The 13,774-nt window shown below is 51.7% G+C and carries 16 protein-coding genes; 14 read left to right on the plus strand and 2 right to left on the minus strand.

The genetic code is table 11. The features are described from left to right. The first annotated feature begins 3 nt into the window (after window positions 1-3). From KF749_18025 to KF749_18035, 3 genes are read left to right on the plus strand one after another with little or no spacing between them, the layout of a single operon-like run. Window positions 4-1,209: an MFS transporter gene (locus tag KF749_18025; protein ID MBX2993054.1), complete on the plus strand. Its 1,206-nt coding sequence runs from the start codon at window positions 4-6 to the stop codon at window positions 1,207-1,209. Window positions 1,210-1,213: 4 nt separating this feature from the next. After that, complete coding sequence (locus tag KF749_18030) at window positions 1,214-2,725, plus strand: glycosyltransferase family 2 protein (GenBank protein ID MBX2993055.1); 1,512 nt, start codon at window positions 1,214-1,216, stop codon at window positions 2,723-2,725. Window positions 2,726-2,729: 4 nt separating this feature from the next. After that, window positions 2,730-3,746: a DUF4922 domain-containing protein gene (locus KF749_18035; protein ID MBX2993056.1), complete on the plus strand. Its 1,017-nt coding sequence runs from the start codon at window positions 2,730-2,732 to the stop codon at window positions 3,744-3,746. A gap of 18 nt (window positions 3,747-3,764) precedes the next feature. On the opposite strand, the gene KF749_18040 is transcribed toward KF749_18035, so the two are convergent. Both KF749_18040 and KF749_18045 read right to left on the minus strand, forming a co-directional pair. Then, window positions 3,765-5,252, minus strand: a complete 1,488-nt coding sequence (locus KF749_18040) for an FHA domain-containing protein (protein ID MBX2993057.1) — start codon at window positions 5,250-5,252, stop codon at window positions 3,765-3,767. A gap of 124 nt (window positions 5,253-5,376) precedes the next feature. Then, a complete protein-coding gene (locus KF749_18045) occupies window positions 5,377-6,612 on the minus strand; it encodes a DUF1343 domain-containing protein (GenBank protein ID MBX2993058.1) in 1,236 nt (411 codons plus the stop codon). Window positions 6,613-6,773: 161 nt separating this feature from the next. Here KF749_18045 and KF749_18050 point away from each other — a divergent pair, with 161 nt between their 5' ends. From KF749_18050 to KF749_18100, 11 genes are all read left to right on the plus strand, one after another. Continuing rightward, window positions 6,774-7,571 carry a TIGR00282 family metallophosphoesterase gene (locus KF749_18050; protein ID MBX2993059.1) on the plus strand — a complete coding sequence of 266 codons (798 nt, stop codon included), beginning with the start codon at window positions 6,774-6,776 and terminating at the stop codon, window positions 7,569-7,571. 36 nt (window positions 7,572-7,607) lie between these two features. Next, window positions 7,608-8,498 (plus strand): bifunctional 5,10-methylenetetrahydrofolate dehydrogenase/5,10-methenyltetrahydrofolate cyclohydrolase, encoded by an 891-nt coding sequence (locus KF749_18055; GenBank protein ID MBX2993060.1) that lies wholly within the window; start codon window positions 7,608-7,610, stop codon window positions 8,496-8,498. A 118-nt stretch (window positions 8,499-8,616) separates the two neighbouring features. Next, window positions 8,617-9,081, plus strand: a complete 465-nt coding sequence (locus KF749_18060) for a rubrerythrin (protein ID MBX2993061.1) — start codon at window positions 8,617-8,619, stop codon at window positions 9,079-9,081. 51 nt (window positions 9,082-9,132) lie between these two features. Then, complete coding sequence (locus KF749_18065) at window positions 9,133-9,498, plus strand: DUF309 domain-containing protein (protein ID MBX2993062.1); 366 nt, start codon at window positions 9,133-9,135, stop codon at window positions 9,496-9,498. A gap of 40 nt (window positions 9,499-9,538) precedes the next feature. Beyond that, window positions 9,539-9,883 carry a YfhL family 4Fe-4S dicluster ferredoxin gene (locus KF749_18070; protein ID MBX2993063.1) on the plus strand — a complete coding sequence of 115 codons (345 nt, stop codon included), beginning with the start codon at window positions 9,539-9,541 and terminating at the stop codon, window positions 9,881-9,883. An 80-nt stretch (window positions 9,884-9,963) separates the two neighbouring features. Continuing rightward, on the plus strand, window positions 9,964-10,812 hold the full coding sequence (locus KF749_18075) for an MBL fold metallo-hydrolase (protein MBX2993064.1): 849 nt from the start codon (window positions 9,964-9,966) through the stop codon (window positions 10,810-10,812). A 10-nt stretch (window positions 10,813-10,822) separates the two neighbouring features. Continuing rightward, window positions 10,823-11,143, plus strand: a complete 321-nt coding sequence (gene nirD / locus KF749_18080; GenBank protein ID MBX2993065.1) for a nitrite reductase small subunit NirD — start codon at window positions 10,823-10,825, stop codon at window positions 11,141-11,143. A 66-nt stretch (window positions 11,144-11,209) separates the two neighbouring features. Further along, a complete protein-coding gene (gene queG / locus KF749_18085; GenBank protein ID MBX2993066.1) occupies window positions 11,210-12,157 on the plus strand; it encodes a tRNA epoxyqueuosine(34) reductase QueG in 948 nt (315 codons plus the stop codon). Window positions 12,158-12,219: 62 nt separating this feature from the next. Next, entirely contained in the window at window positions 12,220-13,164 is a 945-nt protein-coding gene (trxB, locus tag KF749_18090; protein ID MBX2993067.1) for a thioredoxin-disulfide reductase, read from the plus strand. A gap of 104 nt (window positions 13,165-13,268) precedes the next feature. Further along, window positions 13,269-13,478, plus strand: a complete 210-nt coding sequence (locus KF749_18095; GenBank protein ID MBX2993068.1) for a hypothetical protein — start codon at window positions 13,269-13,271, stop codon at window positions 13,476-13,478. An 8-nt stretch (window positions 13,479-13,486) separates the two neighbouring features. Further along, window positions 13,487-13,768, plus strand: coding sequence for a hypothetical protein (locus KF749_18100; protein ID MBX2993069.1), 282 nt, complete (start codon window positions 13,487-13,489; stop codon window positions 13,766-13,768). The last annotated feature ends 6 nt before the right edge of the window (window positions 13,769-13,774 follow it).

Genomic DNA, 13,774 nt, shown 5'->3' on the forward strand with positions numbered 1-13,774 from the left:
GTGATGACGGTTTCCGTTATCATGTACAAACGGCTCGGCATCTCGAACACCGATATTGCGTTGTACACAAGCTGGCTCTATCTTCCGTGGGTCATCAAGCCGCTCTGGAGTCCTGTTGTTGAGTTGCTCAAGACGAAACGCTATTGGATTGTACTCCTGCAACTCATTGTAGGAGCTTCACTTGCGGCGGTTGCGCTGACGATTCCCGTTGCGGGATTCTTTCAGTGGACTCTGGCCGTGTTCTGGCTGATGGCGTTCAGTTCGGCCACACACGACATTGCCGCCGACGGATTCTACATGCTCAGTCTTGAACCTCATCAACAGGCTGCGTTTGTCGGCGTGCGCAGCACGTTCTATCGCGTCGCTATGATTGCCGGACAGGGATTGCTCGTTGTGCTGGCCGGTCAGTTGGAAACGCGAACCGGCGGCAACATACCTCTTGCATGGTCGCTGACGTTTGGAGTTGTTGCCGCGTTGTTCATTCTCTTCTTCATCTATCACAAGTTTGTTCTTCCGTATCCCTCCGCCGACGTACCTGCTGTGCGGAATTCGTCTGACACAACATTGAAGGACTTCCTTCAGGTTTTTGTTCTCTTCTTCAAGAAAGCGAATATCGTGGTCACGCTGGTGTTTCTTCTTCTGTATAGATTTGCAGAGGCACAGCTTGTGAAATTGGCGTCACCGTTCATGCTCGATCCGACGGATAAGGGCGGATTAGGCCTGAGCACAACCGATGTCGGATTTGTGTACGGAACAGTCGGCATTATTGCCTTGACGTCGGGCGGGTTGCTTGGCGGGTATGCCGTGTCCCGCCGAGGATTCAGGTTCTGGCTGCCATGGATGGTTCTTGCTATTAATGTTCCTGATGCCGTGTACGTGTATCTTTCATACATGCAGCCAGCGGATCTTCTGGTCATCAATGCCGGCGTTGCTCTTGAGCAGTTCGGCTACGGATTCGGTTTCACGGCGTACCTGATGTACATGCTTTACGTGTCACGCGGCGAGCATGCAACAGCGCATTACGCGATTTGCACGGGCATCATGGCTCTCGGCATGATGATTCCGGGCATGTTCAGCGGTTGGATTGAGGAGATGATCGGGTATCGGCATTTCTTTCTGTGGGTTTGCCTTGCAACGATCCCGAGTTTTGTCGCGGCTCTTTTGATAAAAGTCGAGCCGGAATTCGGAAAGAAAAATGAAAGCGAATAAACCTATGTCAAAGCCCATTACAGCATTTCTCCCCTATAGCGGAAGGCATTACACGAAACTGACTGTCGAGCAACTTCGTCATTCGGGAGTTGTTGATAGGATTGTTTTGCTCACGACGGGTCCGCACTATCATCATCTTGACGGATGCGAATCACTGCCTGTTGATACTCTCACGTCGAACCGGACGCTGAGAAGCATGGCAAACAAGCTGGACACACACTTCACGCTTATGATTCTTCAGGATGCATCCTACAGGCTCGGCCCGTTCGCACTGGATCGATTTCTCGATGTGGCGCAGCAAACCGTCTCAGGACTTGTGTACTCGGATTACGAAGATCTGAAGGCAGGGCAACGGATTGCCCATCCTGTTCTCGACTATCAGGAGGGAAGCTTGAGAGACGATTTCGATTTCGGCCCGTTGTTTTTTTTTAATAGCGTCATTCTGAAAGATGCGCTCAACGAAACGGGCCAATTTGATTTTAAGGCAGCGGGGTTGTATGCACTCCGGCTAGCCATTTCGCGGCAAGGCCGCATCACGAGAATCAGGGAATTCCTCTACCAGGTAACCGAACGGGACGTGAGGAAATCCGGCGACAAGCAGTTTGACTATGTTGATTCACGAAACCGGGATGCGCAGATTGAGATGGAGCTTGCAGTCAGCGATCACCTGAAGAAGATCGGCGCTTTTTTGAAACCCGACTTTGTTGATGTGGATTTGGAAGAAGGTGAGTTCGATATCGAGGCCTCGGTGATTATTCCGGTGAAGAACCGGCGGACAACAATCGCGGATGCCGTTGACTCCGCCATGAAGCAGAAGACGGATTTCCGGTTCAACATTATTGTCGTGAACAACCATTCTTCGGACGGCACAACCGAACTTGTACGCCAGTATTCCGGAAGAAAAAGCAGGGTTGTGCACATCATTCCCGACAGGGAAGATCTCGGCATCGGCGGATGCTGGAATGTTGCCGTACACGACCATCATTGCGGACGCTATGCCGTACAACTCGACAGCGACGATCTCTACAAGGACGAACGAACGCTGCAGAGAATTGTAGATACGTTTCGAGCCGAGCGATGCGCGATGGTAGTCGGCTCCTATCTCATGACGAACTTCCAGTTGGAGGAAATTCCTCCCGGTATTATTGATCACAAGGAATGGACGCCGGACAACGGCAGGAATAATGCCCTGCGCGTCAATGGCTTCGGCGCACCGCGGGCATTCTTCACGCCAATCCTCCGGCGGGTGAAGTTTCCGAATGTCAGTTACGGCGAAGACTATGCAACCGCGCTGGCCATCTCGCGTGACTATCGAATCGGGCGAATCTACGAGCCGATCTATGTGTGCCGACGTTGGGAGGGAAATTCCGATGCCGATCTCGATATTGCACAGATCAACACGCACAATTTCTACAAAGACAAGGTTCGAACGTTCGAACTCCTCGCCCGCCAGCGTAAGAACGCAATGAAACAATCAAGTTCAACGCCAAAACCGAAAGCGAGGAAACGCCGCTAACGATATGCCCGCAAACTTTCTGCTTACCGATTCCGACCTTTCCATATTCAACGAAATCGGCCATTGGTCCGATAGACTCGCTGCTCTGCTTGCGCATCAGATGCATTCGTGGAAGTTGCTGCGCAGCAATTATGACGGACTGGCCGGCATCAAGACAAGGTCGTTCAGGATTGATGGCTTCAGTCATGACGTTCAATGGAATCCCGGCCGCATTGGTTCATCGTCGGCGAAAGTTGATGAGAGATCTGTTCGGGAGAGAAGTTGCTTTCTCTGCAGGGAAAATCTCCCGAAAGAGCAGCGGGGGATAGCGTACCGGGACGCTTTTCTTGTTCTCTGTAATCCCTTTCCTATTTTTCCCGAACATTTCACGATCGTGCATCGAGACCATACGCCCCAGGAAATTCGTGATTCGTTCCCGATATTTCTCGAACTGAGCAGGGATGTTTCCGACGGATATGTGATTCTCTACAACGGGCCGAAATGCGGCGCGTCGGCGCCGGACCATCTTCATTTTCACGCGGGAAACAAAGGATTTCTACCATTTGACGACGAGTACGAGAAGTTGATTACGGAAACGGGAGAGAAGATTGCCGACTCCGCAGGGCTGCTCGCGTTTGCTGTAGGGGACTTTCTTCGGCCGTTCGTTTCGCTGGAATGTGATGATGCGGGCTTGCTGCGCGATGCATTCATCGGATACTATGAGGCCGCCCGGAAGCTGTCGGGCGGAATCGACGAGCCGATGATGAACATCATGTCGTCTTTCCAGGATGGCGAATGGCGAGTGATCGTTTTTCCCAGGAGGGCGCATCGTCCGTCATTCTTTTATGAAGAAGGGGAGAAGAATATGCTGCTAAGCCCGGCGGCGATTGACATGTGCGGTATCGTCACGACGCCGTTGGAAAAAGATTTTGACCGGATATCGGAAGATTACATCAGGCAGATGTTCCGCGAAGTATCGCCTTCACGCGAACAATTTGCTGCTCTCATACACGCGGCTTCGGAGTCGCTTGCCCGCCTTTGAGATCTGCGGGGTTCGGGGCTACATTCCGTATTTGTCCCCCACCTCGCCAAGCGGTTTCTTGAACTTAAATCCGAACAACTCAGGATTATCTCCGATGACGGCTGCCGAGACAATGTAGAAGACGTAGTTGTATGTTTCCTTCGGCAGTTTGTCCTTGTACTGCCGGAAAAACGTCCAGAAGTTCCTGTCGCGCGGATTCTGCGGCATCTTGCGGATCAATCCTTTGACAACATTGTGTCCCCAATTATACGAGGCCATTACCAGCAGGCCTGATGCCTGTGCTTCCGTGTTGTAGATGTCTGCAATGTACGAAGCCGCGGCTTTTGTTGATTTGAGGGGATCGTGCCGCTCATCCGCAGGGTCGAATTTCGCAAGCGCGGCAAGCGGGCCGACCTTCAGTCCGTATTCTTGCGCCGTTGTTGCGATGAATTGCCACATTCCTTTTGCTACGCCGAACCGTGTTTGCGGGCCGACCTGCTCGCGTATGAAGTCGCTTTCCTGCAAGCCAAGATAGAAATAATGGGGGGGGAGATTCTGTGATATCATTGCTTCCGAGATGTGTTGAATGTATCCATTCTCTTCGGCACGGGCGATTGCCTGACGAAGACGGGGCGATTTTTTCCACTCACTGATGTAGAACTTCACCTCTTTGACAAAATCCTCCGGCATGTTGATCTCGCATTCGCCAAAAACTCTTGCAATATGCAAAATGGCCTTGTCAACATCATCCTTCACGTCGTAAATGCCCAACTGCTTGATGAATTCGTCATACTTGTCCTGAAGAGCCCGCCGCCGGGTGATGTATTTTGCCGCTTCTTCTTTCAATCCCGCATCGCCGGATTGCGTGAGTTTCTGAACCAGCGCTGCATAATCGAGATCCATTTGCTTCATCTGGTAGAAAATATCCTCGGCAAGCGCTTTCTGTTCTTCAAGCTGTACGTGCTTGATGTACGCGTAGATCCCCGCGCCGATGGCGAGAACAAGCACGGCGAGGATGATCTTCATGTACTTCCCTTTTTGCTTTTTGGAGACGTGCTTGAAGGCTCTGCGTACCATCTGCGTGCGCTCGCCCGCCGGAGCAGAAGATGACTCGTCGAAATAGTGCTTGATGACGCCCGACAGTGACGGATCGGCCTGCCCTTGCGCAGACGTCGGATCGACAACTTCCTCGCCTTCAACTGTGAAGTAGATGAGGGGGCCATTAATGCCGATACCGATTCGCGTTGTACGCGTCAAGGGAATGCGCTCGATCTTCACACCTTCCTTGAAAGATCCATTGGTACTCTTCAGATCTTCATACCACCAGCGACCGTCGACGAATTCGACTTTTGCATGGACCCGGCTCGAGGCCGTCTCCTTCAGCATCACATCACACTCCGCATCACGCCCGATTTTGAAGTCGTGTGTGAATTCGTACTTCTTCGTCGGCGAACTGTCACGCTCAATCCGGATGGAAATGTGCGGAGGCGTAGTCGGGGCTTGTTTGGTCACTATCTTTGTGTCCATACGTTACCTGCGGCTAATGTGGCTGTGAAGTGATTAGAGAATCAGGCCGAAGGAAGGAAAATGCACGGCCCTGTTGCAACAATATACAAATTCAATAGTGAAGGTCAAGAATGAGAAGCGTGATTTAATACAGGAGATACTTGTGTGAGCGCCGCTTGAAGGGCTCGACATCTTTTCGCAAATAATGGCTTACGTCATCATATTGCATTCTCTTGGTAAACAGCGCCCGAACCTGGCTCGATCCCGCAACTTTGTCGAACATCGAAATGCGTGAGCTATCCGCAAGCAGGAACGGGTTCTTGGCCGGATAGAGTTCGTTGTGAACCTGCAAACAGATGAACTGCAGGCTCATCAGGTTTACCTTTGTATAGTCTGACATGTGGATTTGCACGCCTTTAAGAGATTTGTCCTTGAACCGGCCATAGAACGGAGTGAAGGTGATTGGTCGAAACACAACGCCATCGATGCCGAGTCCGTTCAGTCTGTCGGCAAACAATTTCGGGTCAATCCATTCCGCTGCAAATGTCTGAAATGGAATGGTATAGCCGACTCCCTCTGAAATTATGCCTAACTCGCCGAGAATTCCCATGCTGACGTAATGCGCCGGCGAATACGGTGCGGGAATGTGGGGAGAAGTTTGTACCCACGGAAGTCCGGTTTCGGCGTACGTCATTGACCGCTTCCATCCTCTCATCGGTACAACGCTGAGCTTGCATTTCCTTTTCAGCATTCCCTCTTCATTCAACATTGTCGCAAGCTCGCCGCATGTCAGTCCGTACACGTAAGGAATCGGGTATTGACTGACGAATGATTCAAATCCTTTTTCGACGATGTTGCCCTCAACCTTTACACCGCCGAGCGGATTGGGGCGATCGAGGACGATGAACTCGATATTGTTTTCGGCGGCCGCTTCCATCGCAAGTCCCATCGTGCTGATGTATGTGTATGAACGGCAGCCGATATCCTGAATGTCGTACACAAGCGCATCAATTCCCTTCAGCATTGAAGATGCGGGCTTTCGGGTTTTGCCGTACAGGGAGTAAGCCGGAAGTCCGGTAGCGGGGTCGGTGGCATGTTCGATGTATTGACCCGCGGGAATATTTCCTCGTACGCCGTGTTCCGGGCCGAAAAGAGCCACCAGCGTGACATCTTTTGCTTCGTGGAGGATGTCGATAGTAGCCCTGAGCTTGAAGTCAACACCCGTCGGATTCGTTATCAACCCGACACGTTTCCCTTTCAGAATGGCGAAGCCGGATTCGCGAAGAACCTCGATGCCCGTTCGGACAGCAGGCTGCTCTGAACAGGCGGACCCGTAAACCGCAGTAACAACGAAAACAAGTGTGAGAAGTTTCCCAAACATGATTGATTTTGCGTTGATTTCCTTTTCAAGGTATTTCAATGGCTTCTGAAATGCAACACGCCCCGGGACTTTGTGTTATGCTTTCCCGCCAAAACTTTTTATATTGATGCACGTGAATTTCCGTTCCATCGACTTGTTCAATCCATCACTCAAAAACTCCAGTGTCGAAAACTCTGAATATCTTCTTTGTTGGCGATATCGTCGGCCAGCCCGGACTTGACCTTGCCGTAACGCTCGTTCCCAACTACATCAAGAAATACAATGTCGATCTGCTCATCATCAACGGCGAGAACACCACGGAAGGCAAGGGTATTGCCGAGGAACATGCGAAGAAGATTTTCGAACTCGGAGCGCATGTCATAACAACAGGCAATCATGTATGGGATCGATGGGACAGCCGGAAGGTTCTCGGTGCCGACCGGCGCATACTTCGCCCGCTGAACTATCCTCGTGAGAACGGCGGCAGCGGGTACATTGTTGTAGATTTGGGCGAGAAAGGGAAAGTCGGCGTTCTGAATCTCCAGGGCAGAGTGTACATGCAACCGATTGACGATCCGTTCAAGTCGGCGGATTGGGCAGTTGCCAAGATTCACGAAGAAACAAAGATTGTGTTCGTGGATTTTCATGCAGACGCGACAGCGGAGAAAATGGCAATGGGCTGGCACCTCGACGGAAAGGTGACCGCCTGCATCGGCACGCACACGCATACGCCAACGGCCGATGGACGAATTCTGCCCAGAGGCACGGCATTCCAATCGGATGTCGGGATGACGGGGCCGTATGATTCTGTTTTGGGGATGAAGAAGGAGCAGGCGCTGAAGCGGATGACAATGCAAACACCCCACAAGTATGAAGTGGCCTCGCATGATGTCCGTTTGTGTGCCGTATATGTGCAGGCCGATGTTGAAACAGGACGGGCTCTGAAAATGGAGAGCGTGATATTTCCTGCATTCGGGTAAAAGTAGAGAACTCCACGAAGATACGAAGCGTCAAGAGTGAGAGCAGCAATCATTGACGGCAAGGCAATTGCCGCACAAATCAAATCAGAGGTCAAGCTCGAAGCCGATCATCTCAAGCGGGAACGCGGCGTTGTGCCGGGACTTGCGTTCATCCTTGTGGGGGAAAATCCGGCATCGCAATCATACGTTCGGTCAAAAGGGAAAGCGTGTGAAGAACTCGGTTTCCACTCGGTCACGGAAGAATGCCCTTCAACGATTTTGCAGGATGAGCTTGTAAAACTCATCCACGCATTCAACAACGATCCGAACATACACGGCATTCTCGTTCAACTTCCTCTTCCGAAACACATTGACGAGAATGAAGTGATTATGGCGATTGATTGGCGGAAGGATGTTGACGGCTTTCATCCTGTTAATGTCGGCAAGCTTGTGATTGGCCAGCCCTGCCTGCGGCCGTGTACGCCAGCCGGAGTGCAGGAACTTCTTGTTCGGAGCGGCAACGACCCGGCGGGCAAGCATGTTGTCGTTGTCGGTCGCAGCAACATTGTCGGCAAGCCGGTGATGAACATGTTGCTGCAGAAGCAGAGAGGGGCAAACGCTGTTGTCACTATTGCCCACACAGGCAGTAGGGATATTGCGCGCTTCACCAAGCAGGCGGATGTTGTTATTGCAGCGATAGGCCGTGCAGAAGCGATTACCGGCAACATGCTGAAGCCGGGTTGTGTTGTCATTGACGTCGGGATTAACCGTGTTGCAGATGCATCAACACGAACCGGATCGCGACTTGTAGGCGATGTTCACTTCGTCTCTGCCTCCCAGGTCGCTGGGGCAATCACGCCTGTTCCCGGCGGCGTCGGGCCGATGACGATTGCGATGTTGATGAAGAATACGCTGCAGGCAGCGAAGAACTTGATTTCAACGCCATAGCGTGTTACACGTTGTGCGTTAGCCGCCAGAAGGTTTAGTGTCGCCTTTTCGGAGGATGCGGGAACGGCCGACACCAACAAACACAATATCTCAAACACCAGATCGAAAGGACATAACCATGAAAGAACAATATCGCAAGCAAATCATCGACATGCTCACGACAGCATATTGGATGGAAATTGAAACCGTTACGAACTACATCGCCAACTCCGTGCACCTCGATGGCGTGCGTGCCGAAGAAATCAAGAAATCGCTTGCAGCCGACATTACCGAAGAGTTGACCCATGCACAAATGCTGGTGAAACGAGTGAAGGAGATCGGCGGGGCGGTTCCGGGTTCGATGCAGTTCAAACCTTCGCAGAAGTCGTTGCAGCCCCCGGCGGACACCACCGATGTCGTGGCAGTTATCAAGGGCGTTATCGAAGCGGAGGATGGGGCTATTGAGCATTACGGAAAACTGATTGAACTCTGCGGCGACGCGCATGACTATGTGACACAGGATCTGTGCATTACACAGCTTGCCGATGAGGAGGGTCACCGAACGGCGTTCGCAGGATATCTGAAGGAATACACCAAAGGTTGACATTTTCCGGTGTATTGCAATTAGCATCGGGATTTCTTAGGTTTCCAATGGATGGAAGACCTGTTCAAACGGGGTATTGAGGAATTCAACAAAGGATATTTCTTCGAGGCGCACGATCTGTGGGAGGAAGTTTGGAGGGAGTCCACAGGTCACAACAGGCTCTTCTACCAGGGGTTGATACAAACCGCAGTCGGCTTCTACCACCTTTCCAATAACAACTTCAAGGGAGCGGATAGCCAACTCGGCAAAGCCTTGACGAAGCTGGAACACTACCTGCCGTTCTTTCATGGAATTGATACACAACAGCTTGCGGCCGGTATTCGCATGTGTCTTGCAGACGTCCGGCATGCGCTTGAACGAACGGGTGGATTTGATGAGTCGAAAATACCTCGAATAAGGTTGAGCGACTCGGAATGAAACGATGAACCACTTAGAATAATCCAACGGAGGAAGTCTCATGGCAACAATGATTACGGAAGAATGCATTAACTGTGGAGCGTGCGAACCTGAATGTCCCAACACGGCAATTTACGCGGGGGGAGTTCAGTTTGAGTACGGCGGGCAGATGTATGAAGCGCTTTCAAATGATTTCTACTATATCGTGCCGGAAAAGTGCACGGAATGTGTCGGTCACTTCGATCAGGAACAATGCGCGGCAGTGTGTCCGGTAGATTGCTGCGTCCCCGATCCGAACCATCCGGAAACCGAGGAACAGTTGTTCGAGCGGGCGACACTCCTGCATCCCGACCGCGAATTTCCTCCGTTGAGCGAGGCGACATCCCGGTTCAGGAAGAACGCTTAGCTCTTGGTTTCGTTCTTGTGAAATGGTCGGTCTTCTGACAGGGGGCCGACCTTTATTTTTATCCAATTGATTGATACGGAATGAAGATCGGCAATTACGAACTCTTTGCAATCGAAACCGGCACGTTCGCCCTCGACGGCGGCGCCATGTTTGGCGTAGTGCCAAAGACCATGTGGGAGAAAGCGATTGCGCCGGATGAGAAAAACCGCATCGGCATGGCAGCCCGTGCTCTGCTTCTTGTCGGGAACGGGAGGAAGATCTTGATTGATGATGGCAATGGCTCAAAGTTCAATGAGAAGCTCGTTTCCATCTACAAAATTGACAACAGCCGGAACGACGTGTTATCCTCGCTGAAGACGCACAACCTGACGCCATCCGATATTACGGATGTTGTTCTCACGCATCTCCATTTCGATCATGCGGGTGGGTCGACGTTCAGGGACTCGGACGGTATCGTCAAGCCGACATTCCCGAACGCCAACTATTATGTGCAGCGGGAACACTGGGAGGCAGCGAACAACCCGACGGAGCGAGACAAAGCGAGTTTCTTCAAGGATGACTTCATGCCGCTGTACGAACATGGCTTGCTCCACTTCACGGAAGGTGAGGGCGAGATTCTACCCGGCATTTCCTGCAGGATTTGCAACGGCCACACGACTGCATTGCAGGCGCCTCTTATCTCGGACGGAGTTACCTCGATGTTGTATGTTGCCGACCTCATGCCGACAATTGCCCACGTTCAGCTTGCCTGGATTATGGGATACGATTTGCGGCCGTTGGTGACGCTTGAAGAGAAGCGGCGAATTCTCAACGAGGCCGTTGAAGGCAACTGGATGCTGTTCTTTGAACATGATGCAACAGTCGCGACGTGCAGGTTGCAGCGAACCGACAAAGGAATCGTTGCCCTGAATCCTTCACCGCTCGGTTAGGAGAATGGCCATGCCGGTCGAGTTTATTGCAGTGGCCAGAATGTCGGATCTTCCGGAGCGCGGCGGGAAGTTCATAAGGGTTGGAGATGATGAGATTGCGCTGTTCAAAGTGGCCGGAAAACTGTTTGCCATCAACAATGTCTGCGCTCATCAACATATCTCTGCGTTACACCAAGGAGTGTTGAACGGGCTGGAAGTGACGTGCCCGATGCATGGTTGGACGTATTCTCTTGAAACAGGGAAAGCTGTGAGTGGAAGCGGTTGTGTCAAAACGTATCCTGTGAAGATTGCGGGAGAGAATGTGTTGGTAGAAATTGAACGTGCGCCCTGAAATTGCGGGTTGGTAAAAATGAACTCGGAGACAATTGCGGTAACCGATTCACCGGTTTCTCATACCATGCAAGCAACACAAAAGGTGAAATCCAAAGCGCTTGACCTCGGTTTCACCAAGGTTGGGATTGCAAAGGCGGAACCGCTGGACGTTGAGGCGGCACGTTTACGAGAATGGCTCACGCGCGGCTACCATGCTTCAATGGACTGGATGCCCCGCAACGTTAAGAAACGGGTCGATCCGCGGGCAATCGTGCCAGGGGCAAAGTCTGTAATTTGTGTTGCGCTGAATTACTACACGCCGGTCCGGCATGCAGACAAGCCGGGCACAGGCAAAATCTCCCGATACGCCTGGGGTGATGATTACCATGACATTCTCACAGCAAAACTCAAGCAGTTGTGGGAGTGGCTTCAGCAGGAATTTCCCGACATTAAAGGCCGCTACTATGTTGATACCGGGCCAGTAATGGACAAAGTCTGGGCGCAGCGGGCCGGCATCGGCTGGATTGCAAAGCACACCAACGTCATAACGCAGGAAGTCGGCTCGTGGGTTTTTCTTGGGGAGATAATTACAACGCTCGAACTCGTCGAAGATCAACCGGCGACCGATCATTGCGGCACCTGCACGCTCTGCATCGAGGCATGTCCAACGAATGCAATTGTTGAAGAGTACGTTGTAGATTCAAGCAAGTGTCTTTCATATCTTACCATCGAACACAAAGGAGAGATTGAGGGAGGGATACGGCATCAGTTCGAGAATTGGATTTACGGTTGCGATATTTGTCAGGATGTCTGTCCGTGGAATCACAAATTCCCGACGGAGACTGATGAAGGGAGATTTGAGCCGCGAGAATGGAATGTTGCCCCGCATCTTGAAGAGTGGGTCAATATGACGCAGGAAGAGTTCAGCAGCAAGTTCAAAGGAAGTCCGGTCAAAAGAACGAAACTTGCAGGATTGAAACGAAATGTCGGGATTGCCTTGGAACACCGGCGTGATCTGAAGGAGACCACTTGACCCGATTGTGCCTGCCGGTTCATCTAACATGACAAACAGGAAACGCATCAGGAAAGCGGAATATGGCAAATCATCACAAACTCATTATCATAGGTTCAGGACCGGCAGGTTTCACGGCGGCATTGTATGCTGGACGGGCAAATCTCAACCCTGTCGTCTTTGAAGGCATTCAACCCGGCGGGCAGCTCACCATTACTACTGAAGTCGAAAACTATCCCGGCTTCGCAAAAGGGATCATGGGTCCGGAGTTGATGGACATTATGCGCACGCAGGCTCAGCGATTCGGGGCAGAGTCAATCTACAAACTCATCACAAAGGTTGATTTCTCCCAACGTCCCTTCAGACTCTGGGCAGACGAAGAAGAGTACACTGCGGATGCTGTAATTGTTGCCACCGGCGCTTCGGCAAAGCTGCTTGGCCTGCCGTCCGAGAAGGAGTACATGGGGTACGGCGTTTCTGCGTGCGCGACATGTGACGGCTTTTTCTTCAGGAATCAGGAAGTGATAGTTGTGGGCGGCGGAGATACGGCAATTGAAGAAGCGACGTTCCTCACAAAGTTCGCATCGAAGGTGACAATCGTGCACCGACGCGATGCGTTGCGTGCTTCGAAGATCATGCAGGAGAAGGCACTCAAGAATCCGAAAATTGCTTTTGCATGGGATTCGGTTGTAGAAGAAATTCTCGGCAAGAACGAGAACGGGAGGAAGCTGGTGACAGGTGTTCGACTCAAGAATGTCAAGACTGGCGCCGTTACCGACGTGAAAGCCGACGGCGTGTTCATGGGCATCGGCCATCAACCCAACACTTCTCTCTTCAAAGGCCAGCTTGAGATGGATGAGGTTGGCTATCTCAAGTTGAGAGACCGCAGCACGCGAACGAACATCGCTGGAGTATTTGCCGCAGGTGATGTTGCCGATAGCGTTTATCGTCAGGCTGTAACGGCGGCAGGCTCAGGATGTGCCGCGGCAATTGATGCCGAGCGCTGGCTTGAAAGTCAGCACGATTAGTCGTCAGTTTTCCGATATTTCAGGACTTGACAAGAGGCTGAGAATGCAGTATATTGTACTGCAAATCTACTGCTCACAATTTTGAGAATATTGAGGAAAAATCAATGGCGACAACAAGAGTAACTGCTGACTTCGATGCCGAGGCCTACAAAGCCCTGAATGAAGTCGCTGAGTTGATGGGAACGACAAAAGCCGACGCAATCCGGCGGGCGCTCGGGCTCAGCCGTTATGTACTAAAGCAAAAGCACAACGGAAAGAAACTCATTCTCGAAGATGAGAATGGAAAAGACAAGGTCGAGATCGTTACCCTGTAAATCCCCTCATGGCAAAAGCGAGCAGCTCACACGAATCAGTCGCAACCGAACGAGTCGGGCTTGTCGAATCGGTTAGTGACCCGGAAATCAAAACGTCTGTCCAGCGCCTGCGTGAACGCGTTCGCGGACAAACGGTGATTGCGTTGTTGGTTACGATGCTCGTCATCTACATCGCGCCGATTGCGTTTCCGGAGTCTGCGGATAAGATGATCCCCGTATCTGAGAAGCTTCTCACAGCACTCATCGGGTTGCTGGGCACGGCGATAGCATTCTACTTCAGAAACGAATAAGCCCCG

The sequence above is a fragment of the Bacteroidota bacterium genome, from assembly GCA_019637975.1.
Taxonomy (GTDB): domain Bacteria; phylum Bacteroidota; class Ignavibacteria; order UBA10030; family UBA6906; genus CAADGV01.